This is a genomic window from Thalassospiraceae bacterium LMO-JJ14 (genome assembly GCA_021555105.2).
In the GTDB taxonomy this organism is placed as follows: domain Bacteria; phylum Pseudomonadota; class Alphaproteobacteria; order Rhodospirillales; family Casp-alpha2; genus UBA4479.
Genome location: CP134604.1, coordinates 1,876,920 through 1,902,416 on the forward strand (window position 1 = coordinate 1,876,920; position 25,497 = coordinate 1,902,416).

At 58.6% G+C, this 25,497-nt stretch carries 25 protein-coding genes; 12 read left to right on the plus strand and 13 right to left on the minus strand.

Translation table 11 applies throughout. The annotated features are described in order from the left end of the window. The 4 genes from lptG to L2D14_09040 all read right to left on the minus strand — a co-directional run bounded on the left by lptG (nt 1) and on the right by L2D14_09040 (nt 4,844). Entirely contained in the window at nt 1-1,104 is a 1,104-nt protein-coding gene (gene lptG, locus L2D14_09025) for an LPS export ABC transporter permease LptG (protein WNK01560.1), read from the minus strand. 7 nt (nt 1,105-1,111) lie between these two features. Beyond that, nucleotides 1,112-2,242 carry an LptF/LptG family permease gene (locus L2D14_09030; protein ID WNK01561.1) on the minus strand — a complete coding sequence of 377 codons (1,131 nt, stop codon included), beginning with the start codon at nt 2,240-2,242 and terminating at the stop codon, nt 1,112-1,114. Nucleotides 2,243-2,339: 97 nt separating this feature from the next. Further along, nucleotides 2,340-4,100 carry an acyl-CoA dehydrogenase gene (locus tag L2D14_09035; GenBank protein ID WNK01562.1) on the minus strand — a complete coding sequence of 587 codons (1,761 nt, stop codon included), beginning with the start codon at nt 4,098-4,100 and terminating at the stop codon, nt 2,340-2,342. Nucleotides 4,101-4,109: 9 nt separating this feature from the next. Beyond that, nucleotides 4,110-4,844, minus strand: coding sequence for a hypothetical protein (locus L2D14_09040; GenBank protein WNK01563.1), 735 nt, complete (start codon nt 4,842-4,844; stop codon nt 4,110-4,112). Nucleotides 4,845-5,005: 161 nt separating this feature from the next. On the opposite strand from L2D14_09040, the gene L2D14_09045 reads away from it, so the two are divergent. Both L2D14_09045 and L2D14_09050 read left to right on the plus strand, forming a co-directional pair. Beyond that, nucleotides 5,006-6,157 carry a Xaa-Pro peptidase family protein gene (locus L2D14_09045; protein WNK01564.1) on the plus strand — a complete coding sequence of 384 codons (1,152 nt, stop codon included), beginning with the start codon at nt 5,006-5,008 and terminating at the stop codon, nt 6,155-6,157. 1 nt (nt 6,158) lies between these two features. After that, a complete protein-coding gene (locus tag L2D14_09050) occupies nt 6,159-6,914 on the plus strand; it encodes an Asp/Glu racemase (GenBank protein ID WNK01565.1) in 756 nt (251 codons plus the stop codon). Nucleotides 6,915-6,925: 11 nt separating this feature from the next. Here L2D14_09050 and yaaA read toward each other — a convergent pair whose 3' ends face one another. After that, a complete protein-coding gene (gene yaaA, locus L2D14_09055) occupies nt 6,926-7,699 on the minus strand; it encodes a peroxide stress protein YaaA (GenBank protein ID WNK01566.1) in 774 nt (257 codons plus the stop codon). An 85-nt stretch (nt 7,700-7,784) separates the two neighbouring features. Here yaaA and L2D14_09060 point away from each other — a divergent pair, with 85 nt between their 5' ends. Next, nucleotides 7,785-8,129: an arsenate reductase gene (locus L2D14_09060; protein WNK01567.1), complete on the plus strand. Its 345-nt coding sequence runs from the start codon at nt 7,785-7,787 to the stop codon at nt 8,127-8,129. A gap of 5 nt (nt 8,130-8,134) precedes the next feature. Here L2D14_09060 and L2D14_09065 read toward each other — a convergent pair whose 3' ends face one another. Both L2D14_09065 and chrA read right to left on the minus strand, forming a co-directional pair. Then, entirely contained in the window at nt 8,135-8,452 is a 318-nt protein-coding gene (locus tag L2D14_09065; protein WNK01568.1) for a rhodanese-like domain-containing protein, read from the minus strand. Between the two features lie 42 nt (nt 8,453-8,494). Beyond that, the gene (gene chrA, locus L2D14_09070) at nt 8,495-9,787 is read right to left on the minus strand and encodes a chromate efflux transporter (protein WNK01569.1); all 1,293 of its coding nucleotides are present in this window, start codon (nt 9,785-9,787) and stop codon (nt 8,495-8,497) included. A gap of 262 nt (nt 9,788-10,049) precedes the next feature. On the opposite strand from chrA, the gene L2D14_09075 reads away from it, so the two are divergent. The 3 genes from L2D14_09075 to L2D14_09085 all read left to right on the plus strand — a co-directional run bounded on the left by L2D14_09075 (nt 10,050) and on the right by L2D14_09085 (nt 12,024). Next, the gene (locus tag L2D14_09075; protein ID WNK01570.1) at nt 10,050-10,316 is read left to right on the plus strand and encodes a hypothetical protein; all 267 of its coding nucleotides are present in this window, start codon (nt 10,050-10,052) and stop codon (nt 10,314-10,316) included. Nucleotides 10,317-10,396: 80 nt separating this feature from the next. Next, a complete protein-coding gene (locus tag L2D14_09080) occupies nt 10,397-11,236 on the plus strand; it encodes a DUF692 domain-containing protein (GenBank protein WNK01571.1) in 840 nt (279 codons plus the stop codon). A gap of 17 nt (nt 11,237-11,253) precedes the next feature. After that, nucleotides 11,254-12,024, plus strand: coding sequence for a DNA-binding domain-containing protein (locus tag L2D14_09085; protein ID WNK01572.1), 771 nt, complete (start codon nt 11,254-11,256; stop codon nt 12,022-12,024). Between the two features lie 3 nt (nt 12,025-12,027). Here L2D14_09085 and L2D14_09090 read toward each other — a convergent pair whose 3' ends face one another. From L2D14_09090 to amrB, 4 genes are all read right to left on the minus strand, one after another. Next, a complete protein-coding gene (locus tag L2D14_09090; protein ID WNK01573.1) occupies nt 12,028-13,434 on the minus strand; it encodes an FAD-binding oxidoreductase in 1,407 nt (468 codons plus the stop codon). 33 nt (nt 13,435-13,467) lie between these two features. Continuing rightward, on the minus strand, nt 13,468-14,430 hold the full coding sequence (locus tag L2D14_09095) for an L-threonylcarbamoyladenylate synthase (GenBank protein WNK01574.1): 963 nt from the start codon (nt 14,428-14,430) through the stop codon (nt 13,468-13,470). Nucleotides 14,431-14,433: 3 nt separating this feature from the next. Then, nucleotides 14,434-15,225: a 3'(2'),5'-bisphosphate nucleotidase CysQ gene (cysQ, locus tag L2D14_09100; GenBank protein WNK01575.1), complete on the minus strand. Its 792-nt coding sequence runs from the start codon at nt 15,223-15,225 to the stop codon at nt 14,434-14,436. Nucleotides 15,226-15,309: 84 nt separating this feature from the next. Beyond that, nucleotides 15,310-16,782, minus strand: a complete 1,473-nt coding sequence (gene amrB / locus L2D14_09105) for an AmmeMemoRadiSam system protein B (protein WNK01576.1) — start codon at nt 16,780-16,782, stop codon at nt 15,310-15,312. Between the two features lie 106 nt (nt 16,783-16,888). Here amrB and amrS point away from each other — a divergent pair, with 106 nt between their 5' ends. From amrS to L2D14_09135, 6 genes are all read left to right on the plus strand, one after another. Beyond that, nucleotides 16,889-18,007, plus strand: a complete 1,119-nt coding sequence (gene amrS / locus L2D14_09110) for an AmmeMemoRadiSam system radical SAM enzyme (GenBank protein WNK01577.1) — start codon at nt 16,889-16,891, stop codon at nt 18,005-18,007. 102 nt (nt 18,008-18,109) lie between these two features. Continuing rightward, complete coding sequence (locus L2D14_09115) at nt 18,110-19,126, plus strand: lysylphosphatidylglycerol synthase transmembrane domain-containing protein (protein ID WNK01578.1); 1,017 nt, start codon at nt 18,110-18,112, stop codon at nt 19,124-19,126. Between the two features lie 76 nt (nt 19,127-19,202). Beyond that, a complete protein-coding gene (locus tag L2D14_09120; protein WNK01579.1) occupies nt 19,203-20,705 on the plus strand; it encodes a leucyl aminopeptidase in 1,503 nt (500 codons plus the stop codon). Between the two features lie 111 nt (nt 20,706-20,816). After that, nucleotides 20,817-21,263, plus strand: a complete 447-nt coding sequence (locus L2D14_09125) for a DNA polymerase III subunit chi (protein WNK01580.1) — start codon at nt 20,817-20,819, stop codon at nt 21,261-21,263. Between the two features lie 28 nt (nt 21,264-21,291). Further along, on the plus strand, nt 21,292-22,317 hold the full coding sequence (locus L2D14_09130) for a cyclase family protein (protein ID WNK01581.1): 1,026 nt from the start codon (nt 21,292-21,294) through the stop codon (nt 22,315-22,317). Between the two features lie 3 nt (nt 22,318-22,320). Further along, nucleotides 22,321-23,538: a CoA transferase gene (locus L2D14_09135; GenBank protein ID WNK01582.1), complete on the plus strand. Its 1,218-nt coding sequence runs from the start codon at nt 22,321-22,323 to the stop codon at nt 23,536-23,538. On the opposite strand, the gene L2D14_09140 is transcribed toward L2D14_09135, so the two are convergent. Both L2D14_09140 and L2D14_09145 read right to left on the minus strand, forming a co-directional pair. Further along, nucleotides 23,535-24,671, minus strand: a complete 1,137-nt coding sequence (locus tag L2D14_09140; GenBank protein ID WNK01583.1) for a 3-phenylpropionate MFS transporter — start codon at nt 24,669-24,671, stop codon at nt 23,535-23,537. The genes L2D14_09135 and L2D14_09140 overlap by 4 nt on opposite strands. After that, nucleotides 24,668-25,495, minus strand: a complete 828-nt coding sequence (locus L2D14_09145; protein WNK01584.1) for a helical backbone metal receptor — start codon at nt 25,493-25,495, stop codon at nt 24,668-24,670. The genes L2D14_09140 and L2D14_09145 overlap by 4 nt, the downstream gene beginning before the upstream one ends. Nucleotides 25,496-25,497: the final 2 nt, after the last annotated feature.

Here is a 25,497-nt window from a genome sequence, read left to right on the forward strand (position 1 = left end):
TCAACCGTCCTCCAGATGTAAAAGGGTTCCGAGCCCCAGCAAGGTGGCGACCCCGGATGGTGCCCAGGCCGCCAGTGTGACCGGGATGCTGTCGGATAGACCCAGGGCGAAAACGACATCTGAAAAGAAATAGAGCAAGAAGCCGGTCAATACACCCATTGATATGATGAACGTGGTGCCGCCCCGGCGCGAGCTTTGGCGAAGCGTAAAGGTTGCCGCGATCAGAACCATTGCGCACATCAATAACGGAGAGGCCAAGAGGGCATTCAGATGCAGCCGGTGGCGAATGGCCGAAAACCCGGCCGCTTCCAGCGTCTCGATAAAGTCGGACAACGCCCAGAAGGACATCGTTTCCGGGGGCGCAAAACTGTCCTGGATTTTTGTCAGTGTGAGATCGGTCTCCAGCCAGTATTCCTCGTAAGTTTGTGTGCCTTCCTCTGGTTTTTGGATATGCACATCTCGCATGTACCAGAAACCATCTTCGAGGCGTGCATAGGCGGCATCGAGACGTTCCTGAAACTTGTCAGTTCCTTCATATACGAACACGACAACTTTGTTGAGCTCTACGTCCTGGCCTTGCTGCAGAACGGAATTCGAATGAATGACGGATTGCCCCTGGGAGTTCGCCTGACGGAGCCACAGTCCGGATTTTGAAACGGCGAGAGAATTCGCCTGACCGCGAAGTTTTGTCGCCTCGAGTTGTTCGAATCTGGTCAGCATCGTCGAAGCAAGCGGGTTGAAGATGGTGATATGAAAAACGCCAAGGGCCGCAGCCAATAAAAGAACCGGCAGCAGGAATTGCCAGGCTGAAACGCCTGCGGCCCGGGTGATGACCAGTTCATGCGTTCGCGCCAGCCGCCAAAAAGCCGACATGCCGCCGAAAAGTACGGCGAAAGGAAAGGTTTCCTGGCCCATGTGCGGCAGCCTGAAGAATGCCATCTTGATCACATCCGTGAAGGTGATGTCAGGGAGAGACGCAGACCGGCGCAGCAATTCGATACTGTCGAAAAGCATGACGACCAAAAGGAAAACGGCAAAACATGCCAGAAAGCTGACAAGAAAATGCCTGCCGATGTAAATTGAGAGGGTTGTCGATACGCGCATCAGTCCCTCATGCCGTCTTCAGTTTGTTGCGACGGTGCCGTTTTGGCTGCTTCGGGCCTTTCGGGTGGCGCATCAGCATGATTGTGCCTGCCAGCATGGGAACGACCGCCAGTACATAGAACAAAGGCGTCAGAACAAGATTTTTGGCAATGACGTTTTCAAGTCCGAGTGCTGCACCTTGTAAGGAAATCATAATCGTCACTGCAGTTACAATTCGCATCGACTGGCTGCGTCGTGTGATCGGTCCGTACAGCAGACAAGCGAGCCCGATCATGGCATACCCGACGCCCAGAAGCGGGGTGACGAAACGTTTATGAAGTTCGACCTTATACTTGCCCCAGTCATGTGGATTTATGTCCTTGGCGCTTTCGAGGTTGATAAGTTCGCTCATCGATCGTTCTCGGGGTTCCCTGAAGCGCTCGGAAATACTTTCGGAACTGGTCGGTACTTCAAAGACATACCGGTCGAAATACAGGATCGACAGCTTGTTATTGGTGCCGATTGTCTGACGGTTGCCGTTATACATGACGACACGGGGTCCCTTGCCGGTATCCACCAGCGCGCCCCTTTCCGCCATTAATGTGACGGGGGCGGTCTCATCGCGCTCATCGTGCACGAGAATCCCGAGAAGCTGCCCATCTGCTGCACGTTCACGGATATAGACAGTGACGGTCTCGGAAAGCGGGTTAAACGCACCTTCCTTCAGCAGTACATGCGAATAGGTATTGCGGATTTCCCACTGCAAAAGACGGAATGCCCGGTAGGATTCCGGCAACAGATAGAGATTGAGGAAGTAGCCAAAGAGCAGTGTCAGAAATGTAATGATCAGGGCCGGTTTCGCGAGCCCGAACTGGCCGACGCCGGCGGCGCGCATGACCACCAGTTCACGGTCCGTGACCATCTTGGAATAAGTGAAGACGATGATCGTGAACAGGGCGATCGGCAGGATGACGGTGAGGAAATTCGGCAAAAGCAGCATCGTCATGTAGACGAAGGTGCCGGCGCTGACACCCCGGTTGACGATCATTTCGACGAACCGGAGTGACTGCGAGAGCCAGATAATGCACGTCAGTCCCGCACTCACCAGAATCATACCGGCGAAGAGCTGGCGCAGCACGTATCGTGTGTAGCTGTTCATGCACTCGAACCTAACCTTCGGAGACCGCCCAAATTGTGGTATCGGCGGCAAAAAATCAAGGAATCTCCGTAAATTAGCGCATGCTATGGTTAATTAATCAGATCGCTTCCGGCGGTGTCTCGGCGATAATCGAACTGCCGTCCAGAACGGCATCAGCGAGACCGGGTGCCTGCGTCAGGATATGCCGCGCATAGAAGCTTACGGACACCTGCCGGCGCTGGGCGAGCAGGGGGTTTTCCGCGCTCCGGGCCTTGGATGCCTCATAGATCCGCACCATCAGCCAGCCGCCGATGGCAATGCCTGCCAAACGTAGATACGGCACCGCGCCAGCCAGTGCGGTGACGGGGTTTTCTGCGAACCCCTGCACAATCCAGTTGGTGGCCCGCTCCAGTTCATCGATTGCCTTGCTGAGCCGGGCATGGTCATGACCCATGGCTGCGATGGACGCTCGCATTTCGGCGATCAGAGCCGTCATCGTCTCGCCGCCTTCGCGAGCGATCTTACGCCCGGCCAGGTCGATGGCCTGAATGCCGTTTGTACCTTCGTAAATCGGTGCAATGCGGGCATCGCGCAGATGCTGGGCGGCGCCGGTTTCTTCGATAAATCCCATCCCGCCGTGTACCTGAACGCCGGTATTTGCGACCTCGACGCCGATATCCGTGCTCCATGCCTTGACGATCGGCGTCAGCAGATCGACGTAGGATTGCGCCTTCTTGGCCACTTCGGGATCCGGATGGCGGTGCGCGATATCAAGCCGGGACGCCACCCAATAGGCCAGCGCGCGCACGGCTTCGGTCTGGCTGCGCATCGACAACAGCATGCGCCGCACATCCGGGTGCTGGATGATCGCCACCGGTTCTTTGCTGGCGGAAGCGCTGTCGCGGCCCTGAACCCGTTCATCGGCAAAGGCACGGGCGCGTTGATAGGCTCGCTCGGCGATGGCGACCCCTTCAAGGCCGACGGCCAGGCGGGCGTTGTTCATCATCGTGAACATGTATTCGATGCCGCGGTTCTCCTCGCCGATCAGATAGCCGATGGCGCCGTCGTTTTCGCCGAACAGCATGACCGCGGTCGGGCTCGCGTTGATCCCGAGCTTGTGCTCGATGGATCCGCACCGGAGGTCGTTTCTGTCGCCGAGCGACCCGTCCGCGTTGACCAGGAACTTAGGCACCACAAACAGCGAAATGCCCTTGATCCCGTCGGGCGCGTCGGGGGTTCGGGCCAGCACCAGATGAATGATGTTCTCGGTGAAATCATGCTCACCATAGGTGATGAAAATCTTCTGCCCGGAAATGCGATAGGCATCACCATCACGGACCGCCTTGGTTCTGACGCGCGCCAGATCGGACCCGGCCTGCGGCTCGGTCAGGTTCATGGTGCCTGTCCATTCGCCGCTGATCATATTTTCAAGGTAAATACCTTTCAACTCGTCCGATCCGTGGATGGACAACAACTCAGCAGCACCGCCGGTCAAGAGCGGGCAGAGGCCGAACGCCATGTTCGCGCCATGCCAGATTTCCGAAACCCCGGTCGACACCAGCCAGGGCAGGCCCTGGCCGCCATACTTCGGATCGAAGGGCATGGAATTCCATCCGGCGTCGATAAATTGTCGATAGGCTTCCTTGAAACCGCTGGGCGTGCGGACCACGCCGTTCTCGAGCGTGCAACCTTCCCGGTCGCCGCTGACGTTGATTGGGTCCAGGACATCGGTGCCAAGCTTTCCGGCTTCATCGAGGATCGCCTGCACAAGGTCGGGCGTTGCATCCTCATAGCCGGGGAGACCGGAAATATCCTCGAGATTGCCGATTTCGTTCATTACGAAAAGCATTTCCTCGACGGGGGCACGATACGCGGTCATGCGTTTCTCCTACTTTTCTTTCAACAGGGCACCAATATTCAGGTCCGGGATGGTGGCGCCGGTTTTCGCGGCCAGTGCCTTGAGGTCGATACGCCGCGATGCCCGTTCCGATGCCGTGATCATGAGTTGGGTGATCTCCGCAATCACTTCGGCAGGCAGTGCCCCATCGGGTGCCTTGCCGATGTCGCGGACACGGCTGTCGGGCAGGGGGACCTCGGTTTCGTTGCCGTCAAGAAAATCGGCGCGGAACAGCATCGTGCCATTCTGCAGGACAAGTTCATCGATGATCAGGCGCTGTCCGGAGGCGGCTTCCTCGTCATCGTTTTCGGACCGCGCCACCCAGGCTTTGTTGCTGTCCTTGAGCCGCATCAGATTGACGCGGCCATCCTTGATTTCGAGAACGATTTTGGGCTGATCGATCACAACCCGGTTCAGCGCAATCGCCTTGTCCGCCATCCGGTCGGTATCGGCATTGAGGGTGATCAACGGGATATGTACGGCATCGGGCGCGGTGAACCCCGGCGGGTTTTGAATTCTGAGGCCGATGATCCGCCCGGCTCCCGACTTTAGCGACATGGTGGCTTCGGTAACGCTCACCGGGACCTTATAGGCTTTGGACGCCGTCCCCTCGATCGTGTCCTTAATCAGCTCATCGATGTTGAACAGGACATACGTGACGGATACGAGGACCAGAATAATCGTCGCGGTTAGCGCCAAGCCACTGAATAAAAAAGCTTTTCTCATAAACCTGTATGCCGCCCAACGTTATGTTCTTTTCTGGACGATATCCGCCGGTCATCCTTGCCGCAAGGCATAGTGAGCCGGGTTTATTTCCAACACATCAAGGAAACCGCTCGCTTTTACAAGCATGATTTGCTGCACTGATTCCAAAGGGGGAATGGCCGATGCCACTGCATTTTGATGATGGGGAATACAATGCACGTGCGGCAAGGGCACGGGACGCTTTGGCGGCACATGATCTTGACGGACTTTTGATGTTCGCCCCCGAAAGCCACTACTGGCTGACAGGATATGACACATTCGGTTTCGCACTCTTCCAGTGCATGGTGATGTGCGCCGATGGCGATATACACCTGTTGACGCGCGCCCCGGATCTGCGCCAGGCGCGCTATACGTCGACACTCGACGATGATCACATTCATATCTGGGTCGACCGTGAAGGCATGGCGCCGGCGGACGATCTGAAAGCGCTGTTGGACGCGCTTGGCCTTCATGGCAAGCGCCTCGGCATCGAAAAGTCCACGGTCGGGCTGACGGCTGCGAACTGGGATATGGTGCGGGGCGTTCTTGGCGAGGATTTCATCGATGCATCGACGCTGATCCGCGACCTGAGAAGGGTAAAAAGCACGGCCGAGATCGCCTGCCACCGCCGGGCTGCCGAACTGGCGGATGCGGCGCTTGAGGCGGGCATAGAACAAACCCTTGCCGGCGCCTTTGAAGGGGATATTCTCGCCGCCATGCAGGGCGCCGTTTTCAAGGGGGGCGGCGATTACGCAGGCAACGAATTCATATTGGGGTCCGGTCCGGGCGCGCTGCTTTGCCGGTATTATTCCGGCCGCCGACATCTGGATGCGACGGACCAGCTGACCATCGAATGGGCGGGTGCCTATGCGCGCTATCACGCGGCGATGATGCGGACCCTTGTCGTCGGCGGGCCGGTCGATCTGCAAAAAAGGATGCATACGGCCTGCGTCGAAGCGCTTGAATCCTGCGAGGCGGCGATGATCCCCGGCGATCCGATGGGCAATGTCTTCGATGCCCATGCCCGGACGTTCGATGCACACGGTTTCGAACATGCCCGGCTGAATGCCTGCGGATACGGCATGGGGGCTGTCTATAATCCGATCTGGGTCGATTTCCCGATGTTCTTTACCGGCAACCCGTTGCCGATGGACGTCGGTCAGGTATTCTTCATGCACATGATCTTGATGGATTCGGAAAGCGGCTACGCCATGTGCTGGGGACATTCCGTGCTGATCGGAGAGAACGGCGTGGAGAGGCTTTCCAAGGCCCCGCAAGATATGATTGTTTGCTGACATGACCATCTCGTCCAAACCGTTTGATATTGTTTTCGATGCTGGCCGTCATCCGCTGGCCAAGCTCGGCTTTATCCTTCTGGCGACGGAACAGACGGTGCAGGACGATATGATCGCGATTTGCCCGCCGGGCGTCGGCGTTCATTTCGCCCGTGTCGACAATCCGGATTCGATCACCAACGAGAGCCTTTCCGCCATTGCCCCGGACCTGACGCGGGCGGCGCGCACGATCCTGCCGGACGGGAGTCTGGATGTCGTCAGTTATGCCTGCACTTCGGGGTCGCTGGTATTGGGTCAGGAACGCGTCGAGGCGTTGCTCAGGGACGGCAATCCGAATGCCAAAGCTTCGTCGATTATCGCCGCGGTGATTCGGGCGCTACAGGCTGTCGGTGCTAGGAAGATCGTCGTCGCGACGCCTTATCTGGATGAAATCAACACGGCTGAGAAGGCGTATTTGCAGGACCGGGGCTTCGACGTTCTGGACATACAGGGTCTGAATCTCGAAAAAGACAGTGACATGGTGCGCGTCAGCCCCGATTTCATCATGGACATGGCACTACAGCTCGACCGGCCGGACGCAGACGCGATTTTTATATCCTGCGGGGCGCTGCGCTCGGTGGATGTCATCGAAGCGCTGGAGGAAAAGACCGGCAAGCCCGTCATTACGTCCAATCAGGCGCTGGCGTGGGATGCGCTCCGACTTGCCGGGATGAACGAAAAACGCGACGGATATGGCCGGCTTTTACGTGAATTATAAGGGATGGCCGATCAGGGCTGCGGGCGCGTGAAGACCCAGGTGGTCTCGTCGGACTGATCGGGCTGATAGCTATAGCCGCCGTCATTGAAGGCCTTGAGCTTGGCTTCCGTCTCGATCCTGTTGACGATCATATAGCGTGCCATCATGCCGCGCGCCCGTTTGGCGAAAAGGCCGAGCACGCGCGCCGTGCCGTCCTTGATTTCCTTGAACACCGGCGTGACGATGCCGCCTTCCAGTGCTTTGAGGCGGACGACCTTGGCGTATTCGTTCGACGCCAGATTGATGATCCGCCGATCCTTGTGTGATTTGGTGGCGGTATTCAATTGCTCGGTGACGCGATTGTCCCAGAAGTCATATAGGTCCTCGTTGCCATTCACCGGGAACTTGGTGCCCATTTCCAGGCGGTACGGCTGGATCAGGTCCAACGGGCGCAGGACGCCATACAGGCCTGACAATATCCGTAAATGATCCTGTGCGTATTCCAGGTCTTTCTTTTTCAGGCTCGGCGCATCCAGCCCGACATAGGTATCGCCGGCAAAACTGAACGCGGCCTGGCGGGCATTCGCCAGGTTGAACGGCGGCTGGAAATCCTGGAATCGCCGAAAGTTCAGATCGGCCAGCTTGTCGGAGATGCTCATCATTGCCTTCAGGTCCGAGCGTTTGAGCTTTTTGGCGTTTTTCGCCAGAACCTCGGCGTCTTTCATCAAAACCGGCTGCGTGTGTGCATCCGTGATCGGATCGCTCTCGAAGTCGAGCTTTTTCGCGGGAGAGATGATCGCGAGCATGGACCGGATTCCTTTTTTGACCGTTTCTAAACTACACCTTACATATAGAACGCTCACCCCAACCTTCAAACCTTAAGAGATATTCATGTTGAAGATGTACGGCCTCAAGAACTGCGATACCTGCCGCAAAGCCGTGAAATGGCTGGGCGGGGAAGGAATCGATCATGAATTCATCGATGTGCGCAAGGATGGCATAAGCGAAGCCGATATCGCTGAATGGGCAGCTTCGGCGGGTGTCGATTCGCTTTTGAACAGGCGAGGCACAACATGGCGCGGCTTGTCCGAGGCAGACAAGGCGAAAGCCGATGACGGCGGCGCCATCGCCCTGATGGCGACTTACCCGGCTCTGATCAAGCGCCCGGTGTTCAACAACAACGGCGATATCCGGGTCGGCTTCAAGACGGATGAGCAGGACTGGCTGAAAGCGTGATCCGCTTATAAGGCAAGCGGGCCGCTGCGCTGTTGCCATGCTTCAAAGCCACCCCGGAGGTATGACGCCGAAATACCCGCTGAGCGCAGTTCCGCCGTGGCGCTTTGGCTGACTTCATGGCCGTGCACGCAATAGCAAACGACGGGAAGCCCGTCATTGACGCTATCTGCCCATGCTTTGACATTCTGAAAGTCCTGCCAGACGGCGCCTTGTATTTTTGCCGGATTTTTCTCGACAGCGGGCTGTTTGCGGACGTCGACGATATGAACCGGGGCTTTGAATTTGATGAGGGTTTCAAGTTCGTCCTGCGTGATCATGCTCATGATGAGTCTCCTTGCGTTAGCAGGGTTGCGGGCGAGAGACGTTTAGATAAAGGAAGAAACGAGGCCGAAAGCGGCACCCAGTGCGACTAGCAATGGAATGCCGAGCCGGTTCGTGACCAGTAAAGCCAGGGAGATCATGGCCGCAGCAACGGCGATCCACTGGATTTCACCCTGCTCGAGAAATGCGGCGCGGCCGAGGAAGATCGCGAGGCTGAGAATTACCCCGACGACCGCCGCAGTAATTGCCGACAGTGCATTTCGCGCCCAGGCGAACCGCTGGATGCTCTCGACATAAGGCGCACCGGCGATGATCAGGTAAAATGACGGGATAAATGTCACATATGTGGTCAGCAGTGCGGACAAGATTCCGGCACCCAGGCCGCCGTTGTTCCAGCCGGCGAAAAAACCGACATAAGTCGTCACCAGTATCAGCGGCCCCGGCGTGGTCTCAGCCAGCGCCAGACCGTTCAGCATGTCGTCGCCGGAGAGCCAGTGGTATGTGTTCACCCCGGCATCGGCAACGAAAGGCAGCACCGCATAGGCGCCGCCGAAGGTTACGAAAGCAGCCGTCGTAAAAAGCTTGATCACGTCGGCGAACGGTTGCGAACCAAGGATGCTCACGGCCAGAGCCGACGGGGCAATCAGGGCGGCAAGAAAGATGATGCTTATTCTTATAAACCTGCGCATTGCCGAAGGTCTGGATGCGCTCTGCACCGTATCCTCGATGGGATGTTCGCCATGCCCTTTGGTCAGCGCATCCGGCATGAACCGCGCGATTGCAATCCCGGCGATCCCGGCACCAAGGATGACGACAGGAAACGGCACGCCGGTGAACTGCAGGGCGGCAAACGCCGCGATCGCCAGAGCAAGCGGCACCGGCCCCTTGCAGGTCTTGCGGCCGATCCGGTAGACGGCGGCGACAACAATGGCGACGACGACGGGTTTGATCCCGGCGAAAATCGCGGCAATGGCGCCTTCGCCGCCGTATGCGGCAGCGATCCATGCGAGGAAAATCATCAGCGCGCAGCCCGGCACAATGAATGCCGTTCCGGCAAACAGCGCCCCTTTGACGCCGTGCAGGCGCCAACCGATATAGGCGGCGAGCTGTTGTGCTTCGGGTCCCGGAAGCAACATCGAATAGTTGAGGCCGCGCAGGAACGCGCCCTGGCTGATCCAGCGCCGGCGATCGACGCATTCGGTCTGCATCATGGCGATCTGGCCCGCCGGGCCGCCAAAACTCATGAAGCCGAGTTTTATCCAATAGCTTGCGGCTTCCGCAAAACTGGGAGCGGTGTTGGTATCGGTAGAGGTGGTGTTGTTTTTAATGTCGTCCATGGACCCTCACATTCGGGATGTCCCGAAGTCAACTAGCGAGGGCAGTTCTTGGACGATCCATCGCCTTTGAATGCCGGGCGACTGCCTCGAGCCCGACGCACAACTCATAAAACAATTCGCTCACGCAGAAAAGAAAAAACCTCACAGGATCGTGACACCCCGTTAGATCAACGTGACACCACTTCACAAAATGCTTCGCTATTATGCTTTTGCCGGTAACGAGCCGGCTGGGGATTTTTAATTCACTACAGGAGAACTTTTTATGTCCATTCAAAAGAAAACCGTTGGTGCTACGCTCGCCACTGCCGCCGCCGCAATGTTCATTGCCGGGGCTGCTCTGACCGGTGCACCGACCGCCGCCAAAGCCGACGTCAAATGCGCCGGCATCAATTCCTGCAAAGGCCATGGTTCGTGTGCCAGCGCATCCAACGCTTGCAAGGGCCAGAACGCCTGCAAGGGTCAGGGGTGGGTCAGCACCACCAGCGCGTCCGATTGCACAGGTAAGGGTGGCCACGTCGTCAAAGGCTGACGCAGACTTCCCAATACGTTACTTTGAATCGGAGGGGACGCGGATGCGGCTCCTCCGTTTCTTTTTTACGGGCGAACACGATGGCACTTGAAGGTTTCGGTCTCGGTCTCAGGCCACAGCATTTTCCGGACATACTGGGCGACGATCCGGATGCGACGGCCGGCGTGGACTGGTTCGAAATCATATCCGAGAATTTTATCGGCGCCGGTGGGCCGCCGCTCCGCAATATGATGGCGGTGCGCGAACGTTTTCCGATCGTCATGCACGGGGTGTCGCTGTCAATCGGCTCGACCGACCCGCTGGACATGGATTACCTGAAGGGCCTCAAGGCTTTGGCCGATCTGGTCGAGCCTGCGCTGATTTCAGATCATCTTTGCTGGACCGGCGTGCATGGTCTCAACATGCACGATTTGCTGCCGCTGCCGATGACCGAAGAGACCGTCACGCACGTCGCATCGCGGGTCATGCAGGTTCAGGATTTTATTGGTAGGCGTTTCATGCTGGAAAATGCTTCCACCTATGTCACGTTCGAAGAAGACGAAATGACCGAGTGGGCATTCTTGTCGGAAATCGCCGAGCGAGCCGATTGCGATATTCTTCTAGACGTCAACAACATCTATGTGTCGGCTTTCAATCACGGCTTTTCGGCAGACGATTATCTGTCCGGTGTGCCGGCAGGACGGATCAGGCAAATCCATCTGGCGGGGCATGAGCACAATGGCGATTACATCGTCGATACCCATGACGAGCCGGTGCCGGATTATGTACTCGATCTGTATGCGAAGACCTTGGAGAGGTTTGGTATGGTGCCGACGATGATCGAGCGCGATGCCAATATTCCGCCGTTCAGCGAGCTTGTCCGCGAGCTTCAGGGCGTCAGGCATATTGCCGAGGCGGTGCTGTCGAAAGTACCGGCATGAAGGATTCTCTTTCACAGTTGCAAGATAAATTTCAGGCGCGGCTGTTGTCAGGCGATCCGTCAATCGATCCGCATCTGACGGCAGGTGGGCCGTACATGAAAGCCTATGATCATGCGTACAGGGCGCGTCTCGTTGAAATCCTGACCGAGGATTTCGAGGGGCTGCACACGCTGCTGGGGGACGAGAACTTCTTTCAGACGATGACCGATTATGTTGATGCGTATCCATCGACGTCGCGCTCGGCGCGTTGGCTGGGCCGGCATTTGCCCGATTGGCTCAGACATTCGGAGGCCTGGGCAACTCAACCCGTCGTCGCCGATATGGCGGCTTTCGAATGGATGATCGGTCTTGCCTTCGATGCACCGGACGCGGCGCTTGTCGCGATCTCGGACATGGGGGCGGTTCCACCAGAAGCTTGGCCGATGCTGACGTTCACGTTTCACCCGGCGCTTAATACGGCGCAATTGACGCATGATGTTTCGGGTTTCTATCAGGCTGCCAAGGCGGGTACCGACCCGGATGGCCCACCGGTCGCATATGATCATCCCGTGACCTGGGCCGCATGGCGTGATCCGCAAAGCCTGATGGTGACTTACCGTGTACTGGATACGGACGAAGCCATGGGACTTGCGGCCGCACAGGACGGTCAGACATTCGACGGCATTTGTGAAATCATCGCCGACTGCACGGAAGCCGACGAAGCGGCTGTTCGTGCTGCCGGGCTGTTGAAGGTATGGATCGAAAGCGGATGGGTGATCGGCCTCGATGCCGAGGGCATGAGCTGGTAGCGCCTAAAGCACCTTGCCCGGGTTCATGATCCCGCTCGGATCGATGATCGACTTGATCTTGCGCATCAGATCGATCTCGACGGGCGAACTGTAACGGACCAGTTCTTCACGTTTCATCCTGCCGATTCCGTGTTCGGCGGAAAAGCTGCCGTTCATTTCTTCGACCAGATCGTTCAACGGATCGGTGATGTCATGCCATTTGTCCAGAAACGCCTGAGGGTCCATGCCCTCGGGCTGGGTCAGGTTGTAGTGCAGGTTGCCGTCGCCGATATGCCCGAAGGTCATGGGGCGTGTGCCCGGAATAATACGCTCGACGATAGCGTTGCCCTTGGTCATGAACTCCGTCACGCGGGAAATCGGGATCGACAGATCGTTCTTGATCGATGCGCCTTCGAATTTCTGTGAATCCGAGATCGCTTCGCGGATATGCCACAGGTCATGGCGTTGCTGACCGCTTTCGGCGATTACGGCGTCGACGACGGCGCCGCTTTCGAACGCGTCACCGAGAAGATTCTCCAATGCCTCGCGGAGATCCGTTCCGGACCTGGGCGAGGTCAGCTCCATCAGCACATACGCTGCATGTTTATCGGCGAACGGATCGCGGAGACCATCGGTATATTCACACGAAACCCAAAAGCTGTTGCGGTTCATGTATTCGAATGCCGTCAGGGTATCGCCGACCACGTTCGATGCCTGACCGAACAGTTGCATCACCGCATTCGCATCCGCCAGGGCGATCAGCGCCGTTTCCGTTTGCTGCGGTTTCGGGAAAAGTTTGAGAACGGCCGCAGTGATGATACCCAGCGTCCCCTCGGCACCCATGAACAGGTGCTTCAACTCGTACCCGGTGTTGTCTTTTCGAAGACCCTTGAGACCGTTCCAGATGTCACCGTTGGGCAGGACCACTTCAAGGCCCAGCACCAGTTCGCGGGCATTGCCGTAACGAAGTACATTGGTGCCGCCGGCGTTGGTCGAGAGATTGCCGCCGATACGGCAGCTACCTTCCGCTGCGAGGCTAAGCGGAAACAGTTTGCCCGCTTCGTCGGCGGCGTTCTGGATATCGGCAAGGATGCAACCCGCACCGACGGTCATGGTGCCGTTCAGCGTATCGATTTCGAAAATATCGTTCAGCCGCTCCGTGGAAACGATGATTTCCTGATCGGCGATGCCGCCGCCGACAAGTCCTGTATGGCCGCCGAGCGGGACAACCGGCACCCCGGCATCCGCGCAGGTCTTGAGGACGAATGCAACGTCATCGGTCGTTCCGGGACGGGCCACGAACGTCGCCGAGCCGCGATACAGGCCGCGAGCTTCGACGTTATAGGCATCCAGTGCGCCGGGATCGTCGACGTAACCGGAGGGGCCGAGTTGCTGTTTGATTTTTTCAATAACGGAATTTTTGTCAGTCATGGGGCAGGATATTGGCGTCGGCGACGGCGATGATCAAGACCGAACGGCACGCCGAAGCCGATCATTTATGGCAAGACCCAGACCGCTCTGCGGTATAGGGGCAACCGCGATGGCTTCAGCATTGCCTTCATCGAGCGCATGCAGCATCTGGAACAGATTGGCCGCTGCCTGTGTCAGGTCCCCGTCGGGGCTGAGGTTGTAACCACCGGGTGTGCCGGTCGTGCCAAAACCGACAAAGACCTCGCCGGATTCTGCGGACAGGGCATTCATCCGGAGCTTGGCCTTCGGCGCATAATGGCGGCTCATCATGCCGGGGGATTTCGGTGCGTGATCGTCGCTGCCGGCCATGGCGAGAGGGCCGATGACGCTTTCGATATCTTCTTTCGATAGGCCGCCGGGGCGCAGCAGTGTCGGTGTCGCGGTGGAAAGGTCGACAACGGTCGATTCCAGGCCGACCTCGCACGGGCCGTCATCGAGGATGATCTCGGGTCCGCCATCTTCAGGACCGGGCAGGGAGGCGGCGACGTGAACGGCCCGGCTTGGGCTGACGGCGCCGGAGGCATTGGCGCTGGGCGCGGCCACAGGGACACCGCAGGCTTCCAGGAATTGCCGCGCTCGGGGGCGGGCGGGAATGCGCACGGCGATGGTCGACAATCCCGCCGTCGTCAATGCCGCGATACCGGCGTCGTCGCGCTTGTTCAGGACAAGGGTGAGCGGACCCGGCCAGAAAGCATCCGCCAGCAAGGTCGCGCGTTCATCGACAACGGCAATCGCCTTCACGCCATTCATGTCAGCGACATGTGAAATCAGCGGGTTGAAGGTCGGACGCCCCTTGGCAGCGAAAATACGCGCAACGGCATCCGCGTTCGTTGCATCGCCGCCAAGTCCGTAAACGGTTTCCGTGGCGAAAGCGACCAGACCGCCGGCACGGATGATCCGGGCGGCGTCTTCGATCGCCGCATCATCCATTGCGCGGATCGGCGTTTTCGCGGTCATGTGTCAGGCTGGGTCGGGGACACCCGGTCCCCGGGCGATAAAGGAAGGATTACGGAATTCCGGCTTGCCGTACTGCAACTGCCTGCCGTCTTCGGTAATGACTTCACCGCCAGCATACATCAGCACCGCGTGTCCAGCGGCCGTGTCCCATTCCATGGTCGGCCCGAAGCGCGGATAGACGTCGGCTTTACCTTCGGCGACACGGCAGAATTTGAGGCTCGAACCGGCGCTGATACGCTCTTTGACAGGCAGTCCGGCGAGGTAGTTTTCGGTTTCTTCGGTCAGATGGCTTTTAGACGCAATGGCGGTCAGGCCATCCTTGGGGGCAAGGCGGCAGGATATCTGGATCGCTTTGCCTTCACCGCCGTACTGAACGAACACACCGGCACGCGTCGCGATAAAGGTATCGTCGCTGACCGGAAGGTGCACGACGCCAAGAACGGGAATGCCGTTTTCTATCAGGGCGATATTGACGGTGAACTCGCCGTTTCTGGAGATGAATTCCTTGGTCCCGTCGAGGGGATCGATCAGCCAGAACGGCTTGTCGCCGATGACAGGTGCTTTCCCCTGCGACATCGCTTCTTCGCCGACCAGCGGAAACTCGCCGGTGATGCCTTCGCGGATCATGCGGAAGATCAGGTCTTCGGCCTGGGTATCTGCCTCGGTCACGGGGGAGGCATCGCCCTTGGCTTCGACGTCGAAGTCCGTCTTGTAGACATCCATGATGACACGGCCTGCACGGCGCGAAACTTCACCGATTTGTTCGGCGAGGCCGAGTGTGACGTTGAGTACCATGATGCGTGCTCTCCGGCAAAATTGACGTATGCGGACAATTGCCTTCACCGGACCGATAGTCAACCGGGCCAATCATCCGGCGGTTCAGGAATGCGCGTGAATTTCCTCGGCAATAAAGCGGTTGGCGCGGAAATCCGGCGACCAGTGGGTAATGCCCATTCCGGCCTTGTGCTTGAGGTGCTGAAGGAACTGCTTCGGATCCGGCAGCTGCTCCCAGACCGAGGGGAGAAACAGGGCGCGGCGCCCGCCGTCTGCAATCACGAGGCCGTCGATGCCGGGTCGTAACTGGCGCAGCAAATCGGCCTCGTCCTTGATGTGCATGGGCGATTGCGGGCTGAGGACGGAGATCGAAAGGTGCAGGTCTTTATATTCATCCGGCCCGACCGCCTTGAAACGGGGATCGTTAAAAGCCGCCTTGAAGGCATTCGTGGCGACATCAAAAGCGAGCGGCTGGTGCGCCACCGGCGAGCCGATGCAGCCGCGGAGCTGCTTATCGCGCGTTTTCAGCGTCACGAACGATGCCCCGTTGGCCTGCAGCGAAGCGGGTTCCGCCGGCAGATCAAGGGGCAGGGGTTTCTTGTGCATGAGGCCATGACGTATCGAGGAATCGGCGATTTCAAGCAGACGCGGACCATGCTCGGCCAGAAGCTGTTTTGTTTGTTGTTCAAAGTCGGCGGCAGTGGCGGGGGACGGCGCCTTGTTTCCGTCTGCCGGTTCCTTGCGTTTAATGGTGATGTTGAGCGGCACTTTCCGCTTTGCCGTTTTCGGCTCGAAGAACGCCCAGGCGCCATACCCGACGACCTTGTCCTTGCCGCCGGCGGTATCGCCGGAATTTTTAAGTTCAAGGGTTTCGACCGTCATGCCATGCGCCTTGGCGAGGGTCAGCAGGCCACCGACCGGGAACCGACCGCAGGCGCCGTTGCGCTCGATCTTTGCCGGGTCGAACGCGGTGATGGCTTCACAGGTGCGCCGGTCGATTTCCCTGGCGGCCTCGTACCCGAGAAAATGACTGAGATCGGACGAGACGACGATCAGGGTTTCCGGTCCGCCCCACAGCGTTTCGAGGACTTCGGCGACTTTCGACGGCGGCGTTTCGCCGACGACCAGCGGCACCAGCTTGAAGTCGCCCAGAACCTCTTGCAGGAACGGCAGGTGCACTTCCAGCGCATGTTCCGCCACATGCGTCGGCGGAAAGACGCCGACCTGGGGCAGGTTTGCGATTTGCGATTCAGCGTCCTTGTCGATTTCTATGCGACCCAAGGGGGTCTCGAAATAATCGGCGCCGGAAAGGGCCAGCCCCTGTACCGCGACACGGTGGCAAGGCCCCAGCAGGACAACACGCTTGATACTGTCGGCAACGGGTTTCAGCAGGGCATAGGCCTTGGCGGCAATGGCGCCGGAATACCGGTAACCCGCATGCGGCGCGATAATCGCCTTCGGCGCGGGACCCGTGGGGGTGCCGGCATCGTTCAGGAAGCCTTGCACCTCGACCTGCAGGACGCGGGCATCGTTTGGATAAAAGGCTCCGGCGACGGCGGGTTTGCGAATAGCGGTCATCTGTCTCTGTTCCAAAAGCTCATTTGATTATTTTAGAGCAAAATGACGGTATTCGAAATACCACGTCACTGTTTTGCCGACGGGCAGGGAGGTTTATAATAATTATATGACTGATGCTGCCCCCATGATGGACGAGACCTTTGCTGATGCCGTGCCGGGCCGCTACTGGCACAAGCTTGATGACGGCCGTATCCAGTGCGATGTCTGCCCGCGTTTTTGCAGGCTGCACGAAGGCCAGCGTGGGCTGTGTTTCGTGCGCGGCCGTCAGGACGATCAGGTTGTGCTTACGACCTACGGCCGCTCCAGCGGTTTCTGCGTCGACCCGATCGAGAAAAAGCCTCTGAACCACTTCCTGCCGGGGACCCCGGTGCTGAGCTTCGGCACGGCGGGTTGTAATCTCACATGTACGTTCTGCCAGAACCACGACATTTCAAAGTCACGCGCGTTCGACAAACTGCAATCCAAGGCAACGCCTGAGATGATTGCCGCCGCTGCCGTCAAAACCGGCTCGCGGTCCGTCGCCTATACCTATAACGATCCGGTGATCTTCCTCGAATACGCGGTCGATACGGCGATTGCCTGCCGCGAGCGGGGGATTAAGAACGTCGCCGTGTCGGCGGGGTATATCTGCGATGCACCGCGCGAAGAATTCTACCGGCACATGGATGCGGCCAATATCGATCTGAAAGCGTTCACGCAGGAATTCTATCGCAAACTCTGCACGGCCGATCTTCAACCGGTGCTCGAGACGCTCATGTACCTCAAGCACGAAACGGATGTGTGGTTCGAGATCACCGATCTGTTGATCCCGGGCGAAAACGACTCGGAGCATGAAATCGAGGAAATGACGCAGTGGATCATGGAGAACCTCGGCCCCGACGTACCGCTGCATTTCACGGCGTTTCATCCGGACTGGAAAATGCTCGACAAGCCTCGCACGCCACCGGAAAGCCTGATCCGGGCCCGGGAAATAGCCATGAAGAACGGGATACGATACGTTTATAGCGGCAATATTCACGACAAGCCGACCCAGAGCACGTATTGCCATAACTGCGGCGAACTGCTGATCGGACGGGACTGGCACCAGCTGTCCGACTGGAATCTTGTGTTCGGCGGGAATCACATTTGCGACTGTAAAAACTGCGGTACACAGCTGGCCGGTGTGTTCGAGGAAAAACCCGGGGATTGGGGCCGAAAACGTGTTCCGATCCGCTTTGGCGATTAAATCTTTCTTGTCGGTTTTAATATACGTCTCACAGCGTGACTTTCCGCGCCTGACCTGCTAAACGCGCGCCCATATTCCAGTTAAATAAGGCCATTAAGTTTAATGACCAGAAAACAATTTTTGATCGCGCTGAAGGTCGTTGTTTCCATCGGCTTGATGAGTGTCCTGATCAGCGGGATCGACCTCGGCGCCGAAAAGGACCGCATCATATCGGCCGACATCGGCCTGATGCTGGCGGCTGCTTTTGTGCTGATATTCCAGATGGGAATCGGCGGCGCGCGCTGGTGGGCGGTGATGCGTGCGATCGAGCATCCATTGCCGTGGCTTGAACTTACGCGCCTGTTCTGGATCGGTGGATTTTTCAGCCAGGCACTGCCGTCATCGGTCGGTGGCGACCCGATCCGGATTTATATGGCCTACAAGGACGGGCTGCCGCTCGGCAAATCGATCAACGGCGTGATGCTGGAACGGGTCGTAACGATCGTCGGTCTTGTCGTGCTGGTTACGGCTGTACAGCCTGCGTTCCTGCCGAAACTCGATGATCAGGCGCAGATGCTGACGCTATGGAGCCTGTTCCTGCTCGGGGTGGGAACGATCGCCGGTATTATCGTCTTGATGTGCCTCGACCGTCTGCCGGCAGCACTGACACGCTTCAGGGTTGTTCGTGGTCTGCACGAGCTTGCCGGCGATACGCGGAAACTGTTTCTGCACCCAGGCCATGTCGTCGCCGCACTGTTTTTCGGGGTGATGACCCACATAAACATTTCATTGTGCGTCTTTCTGCTGGCGCAGGGACTTGCCGTCGATGTGACCTGGCTGGACTGCATCGTACTGATGCCGCCAGTGATCCTGGTAACCACCTTGCCGATTTCCATAGCTGGCTGGGGCGTCCGCGAGGGGGCCATGACGGTCGCTTTTGCGCTTGTCGGCGTATCCCAGGGCGGCGCCGTCGTCCTGTCGCTGTCGATGGGCTTGCTGGCGATCGTCATTACGCTGCCGGCCGGCGTGGTCTGGTTGCTGGGCCGCAAGAAGGGCGAATCGATCTCGGTCGCCGAAGCCGAGGCTGCGGTCGAGGAAGAACTCGAGCACGCCGCCGAAAGTGCTTCCGAAAAGTCCTGAACCATCGAAGCGCGGCCTTGAACCGTGGACGCTGGCCTATACACTCGCTTAAACCGTTTTCACAGCGAGGTTCTCCATGAAGGTCACGTTCACTAATCCTGCACAGCCCGCCAAGGGTATCGCCGTTGTTTTCGCCGCCGAGGGTGGCAAATGGACATCGACGGCAGCGGCTCTCGATAAAAAACTCAATGGCACTCTCAAACGTGCCGCCAAGGCCGCCAGCTTCGATGGCAAGAAGAAACAGACGATGACGGTGCTGGCGCCGGGCGGGACCAGCCTGGACCGCGTGCTTTGTGTCGGTGTCGGCAAGCCTGGCGATATTACCGCCGAGAGCATGGCCGAAGCCGGCGGGGCGATTTTCGCAGCCCTCAAGGGGGCGGGTAAAAGCGCTGAAATGCACGTCGACGACATTCCCAGAAGCAAACTGAAAGCCGACGAATGTGCCGCCAACCTGGCTTATGGCGCTAAGCTGCGGGCCTATAAATTCGAAAAATACAAGGGCAAGGAAAAGCAGGACAAGCAGCCGGGTATCGATACACTGTCGGTCCGGTGCAATGGTTCCGCATCGGCCCGCTCGAGTTACGCCAATCTCGCGAAGATTGCCGATGGTGTCTACTTCACCCGCGATCTGGTGTCGGAGCCGCCGAATATTCTCTACCCGGCCGAATTCGCGAAGCGCCTGAAAAGCGATCTGACCAAGCTCGGCGTCAAAGTCACCATTCTCGGCGAGGCGCAGATGCGCAAGCTGGGTATGGGATCGCTCCTGTCCGTCGGCGACGGCAGTTCGCGCGAAAGCCAGATGGTGGTGATGGAATGGAACGGCCTGCCGGCATCCAAGAAGAAAGGCTCGAAGCCGATTTCCTTTATCGGCAAGGGGGTCTGTTTTGATACCGGCGGTATTTCTCTCAAACCGTCAGCCAGCATGGATGACATGAAATGGGATATGGGCGGCGCTGGTGTCGTTTCCGGACTGATGAAAGCGCTGGCCGGCCGCAAGGCCAAGTGCCATGTGATCGGCGCGGTCGGGTTGGTCGAGAACATGCCGGACGGCAACGCCACCCGTCCCGGCGATATCGTCAAATCCATGTCCGGACAGACCATTGAGATTCTGAACACCGATGCCGAAGGCCGCCTGGTGCTCTGCGACGTGCTGCACTACGTCAACAGCAAGTATAAGCCGCAGTTCATGGTCGATCTGGCGACGCTGACCGGCGCGATTATCATCTCTCTCGGGGCCGAGCGCGCCGGCATGTTCACCAACGATGACAACCTGGCTGACCGCATCTTTGCCGCCGGCGAAACCATCGGCGAGCGCGTCTGGCGTTTTCCGCTGGGCGAGGAATACGACAAGGATCTGGATACCGCTGCGGCCGATATGCGCAATATCGGATCCGGCCGCGGCGCCGGGTCGATTACGGCGGCGCAGTTCCTGAAACGCTTTGTCGGCGACACGCCATGGGCGCATCTGGATATCGCCGGTGTGACGTGGTCCAAGAAAGACACGCCCGTGGTGCCGAAGGGCGGCACGGCTTTCGGTGTCCGATTACTGGATCGTTTCGTCGCCGATCATTACGAATAGGCTTCGTTCGGGACGCAGCTTTGCTGCTCCTCGCGATGCGTCCGGGGTTAAAACTTCGTGCCGGGGGAGTTCGCTCAGGGCCGTCTTGAAGCATGTGAGGCTAAAAATGGCATGACCGAAATCGGCTTTTATCACCTGACGCGTTCCGGCCTTGACCGGGCACTGCCGCAGCTTCTGCAGAAAACCATGGAGGCGGGGAAGCGCGCGCTCGTTGTGCTGGGCTCGGATGAGCGTGTCCACTGGTTCGACGATTACCTGTGGACGTATGATTCCGCGTCGTGGATGCCGCATGGCTCGGCTAGGGACGGCGAGCCCGAAATGCAGCCGGTGTGGCTCGATACTTCCGACGCCAATCCGAATAATGCCGAATTTCTGTTCCTGGCCGACGGCGGCGCATCGGCGCGCGTCGGGGATTTCGAACGCTGTTTCGATCTTTTCGACGGTCAGGATGAAGACGCCGTTACCGAAGCGCGGGCGCGCTGGAAAGCATTGAAGGACGCCGGGCATGAGCTCACGTACTGGCAACAGGGCGAGCGCGGCTGGGAAAAGAAGGCTTAACCGTAAAAAGAATATCGGGGGAAGACAGATGACCAAACGCTGGGTGAAGCGGCCCGAGGGATCGACCTGGGGGGACTGGGGCGATGACGACGAGTGGGGACGGAAAAACCTTCTTACACCTGACAAGGTCAGAGCTGGCGTTGCCGAGGTGACGGAAGGACTGACGTTCTGCCTGTCCATGCCGCTCGATATGCCGGGCGGTAATGGCGTCAATCCGAAACGCTTCCCGCCACAGTTCGGCCCCGTGTTCCACCCGCCGGGCGGCGATGCGTTCTACTACAATATGGAATGGCGGAAATGGCAGGACGGCAACATGGATGTGTCGTCGGATGAATGCACCACATTCTGGAACCAGTATTCGACGCAGTGGGACAGCTTTGCGCACGTCGGTAGTATGTTCGATGCCGATGGCGACGGCGAGCCGGAACGGGTCTACTACAACGGCTTCCGTGCCGATGTCGACGTTCTGGGACCGGATCACCCGGACGGCATGGGCGCGCGTTCGCTTTCCGTTGCGGGGATGGCCGAGGCCTGCATGCAGGGCCGGGGTGTTATGCTGGACATGGTGGCGCACCATGGCCGCGAGCGAGTCGTTGTCGGCTATGACGAGCTGATGCGCATGTTCGAGGCTGATAACATTGTCGTCGAAGAAGGCGATTTCTTTCTGTTCCACACCGGTTGGGACGACATGATCTTCGAGATGGACGGCAATCCGGACGCCAAGAAACTGCATTCCAGCGGCGCCGTGCTGGATGGTTATGACGAGAAGCTTTTGCAGTGGATTACCGACAGCGGCGTTGTTGCCCTTATTTCAGACAATATGGCGGTTGAGGATTCTCATGGATATGGCGAGACCCAGGGTGGGTGTTCGCGTCTGCCGCTGCACCGTCATTGCCTGTTCCGTCTTGGCGTCCATCTTGGTGAGATCTGGCATCTTTCAGAACTGGCCAAGGCGCTCAGGGAGCGGGGCCGCTCGCGGTTCCTGCTGACGGCACCGCCGTTGCGGCTGCCAGGCGCGGTGGGATCGCCGGCGACACCTGTCGCCACGATCTGATCGATGCTGCAGCAACGCGAATTCAATCCCGATCAGCCGCAGCCGCTCGAGGGTGTGCGGGTGCTGGACCTCTGTCGCCTCGTGTCGGGCAATATGCTGACCCATCAGCTGGCCGATTTCGGCGCCGAGGTGATCAAGATCGAACCCGCCGGCAAGGGCGATCCGCTGCGTGCCTGGACGCAAGGCGGGATCGGCACGTTCTGGAAAGCGTATTGCCGCAACAAGAAAAGCATGGCGATCGATTTTCGCGCCGAGGGCGCCACCGAGGTCATCCTCAAACTTTGTGAAACAGCGCAGGTCCTGGTCGAGAATTTCCGCCCGGGCCGGCTGGAAGAAATGGGGCTGGCCCCGGATATCCTGCTGGCCCGTAATCCGAAGCTGATCATCGTACGGATTTCCGGTTTCGGCCAGACCGGTCCGTATCGCGAGCGCCCGGGATTCGGATCGCTGGTCGAGGGTATGTCGGGCTTTGCCTACCGTAACGGTTTTCCCGACCGGCCGCCGCTTTTGCCGCCCATTGCCATGGCCGACATGATTGCCGGTCTGCAGGGGGCCTATGCGACCATGGTGGCGTTGCGTGAAGTCGAGTTGAAGGGCGGCAAAGGACAGGTGATCGATATGTCCCTGCTGGAACCAATCCTGTCCACGCTGGGGCCGTCGGCCATGGATTACCTTGCCACGGGCGAGGTCGCGGAAAGGGTCGGGAACCGTTCGAACACATCGGCGCCGCGCGATGTATACACGACCCGCGACGGGGGCTTCATTTCGCTCTCGGCTTCCATCCAGCAGATGGCCGAGCGCGTATTCCGCACCATCGGCCGCGAAGACATGATCGACGATCCGCGTTACCGCACCAACGCCGAGCGGGTGGCGCGCCGCGACGAGGTGAATGACATTGTCGCCGAATGGGTGGCGGCGCGCGATATGGATGAAGTCCTGGAAATTTTCGATGCGGCGGGCGTTACGGCCGCGCCGATCTATAATGCGGCTGATATTCTCGACGATCCGCACGTGAATGAGCGGGGCGTGCTGGTCGAAGTGCCGGACGACGATCTGGGCCGTGCGCCGATGCACAATATCCATCCGTATCTTTCTGAGACACCCGGCGGCTTTCGTATTCGGGCGCCGAAGCTCGGCGAGCATACCGATGACGTGCTCGGCAATGGCGGCTTTAGTGCTGAAGAGGTCGAAAGCCTGCGCCGACAGAAAATCGTCTTTTAAGGATCGTTTCGCCTGCGGCGGATGCTCCAGGCCAGGATCATGCCGATCCCCCCCATGCCGGCCATGGCCAGATATGCCTGCCCCTGATAGGCACCATAAAGGTGACCGGACAAATAACTGGTAAGGCCGATGCCAAGGCCGGAAACCAGTAACGCATAGACCGTCTGTGCCGTCGCCGAAACTTCGTCGGGCATGCGGTCGGCGATGAAATGAATGGCACCGAGATGTGCCGCGCCGAAGGTGAATGCATGCAAAAGCTGCAGCAAGACAATGACCGGCATGTCGACCGCGTAGGCGGTCAGTGACCAGCGGATGAGACAGGCCAGTCCGCCCAGCGCGATCAGTCGTGCCGGGCCGATCCTGCGGATGGCGTTGGCGGCGAAGACGAAAAGAATAACCTCGGCAATGACGCCTTCGGCCCAAAGCATGCCGATGACGCCTTCGCCCAATCCCATGCGCAGCCAGTTCAGGGTGCCGAAGCCGTAATAAAGGGCATGCGATCCCTGTATGCACGCCGTCGCCGCAACGAACACCAGAAATGTCCTGTCGGTCAGAACATGCGTCAACGGGGCGGTTTCCTTTGTCGCGGCCCGCGTGCGGAGATCCGGCAGGAGCAGGCTGCAAAGCACGGCGATCAGGATTGCAACGGCGATGCTGGTCCAGATCATCCCGGGATCGGCGCCCTTGAGGAAGAAGCCGACACCCGATGCACCGACAATGAATGTCAGCGACCCCCATAACCTTACCCGCCCGTAATCGATCCCGTGATTGCGCACGCCGATCATCGACAGGCTGTCGCTGAGCGGCATCAGCGGCCCGAGCACACCGGCGAAGCAAGCCTGCAGCATCAGGATCGCTATGAAGTCGTCCAGCAAGGCGAACGGCAAAAACAACAAGAACGCGCTCAACGACAATGCGACGATTGGCCGTTTGCGCTCGCCCAGGCGGTCGCAGAATCGCGCGATCAAAGGGCTGATAAAAACCCGAACGACACTGCCTGCGGCCAGAACCATGCCGATTTCCGATGCAGAAAGTCCTTTCGCGGAAAGCCAGACCGGCCAAAACGGCATCATGATGCCGATGACCAGAAACATGCCGCCGAAGTGCAGGGACAGGCGGAGTGCGGTGCTCATGACGCTATCGTTTCAGCAAAATTCTTCAGATAGCCAAGTCCGCTTATGGCGCGCGATCCGTACCATGACGTCATCTCGCCATCAATCAGATGCGCCTTGTGCGCGTGTTCGGGAAACGCCGCTTGAAAAGCATCGATATCGGTTTTGCCGAAGGCATATGGCTCTGTCGAGAAAAGCACGAGATCGACATCATTCAACATGTCGACGTTGAGGGTAACTTCAGGATAACGCGCGGCGTCACCGCTAAGGGCAGGTTCGGCGCCCGGTGTTGCGGCCTGCCAGTTCACCAGCCCCAGCATGTTCGCGATATAGGTGTCCGGGGAAATCGCCATCCACGGGTCTTTCCAGATCAGGTACAGTACACGCCGATGCGTAAACGGCCCGGTTTCAGCAAGTGCCGCATGCGCATCGTTATAGGCTGTGACCAACGTTTCTGCTTTGGCACCGGCGTTGAAAATACCGCCGATAAGCCGGAACAGTTGAATATTATCGTCCGGATGCATGGGATGGGTGACGATGACGTCGATGCCCTGGTCCCGAAGCGCATCGGCCATGTCTTTGGGGTTCTCATCGACATTCAGCAAGGCATGCGTGGGCGCCAGTTCGGCGACGCGGTCCATTTTGATTTTCTTTGTGCCGCCGACGGAGGGGACCGTCTTGAGGCCTTCGGCTGGATGGATGCAGAATTGCGTGCGCCCGGCGAGGTTCTGTTCAAGCCCGAGATCGAATAACAGTTCTGTCAAGCTCGGCACCAGCGAAAGGATGCGCGCATCCGGAGCCTGTTCGAATGTTTGCCCAAGATAATCGGTGAGCGGGATGTGCATCA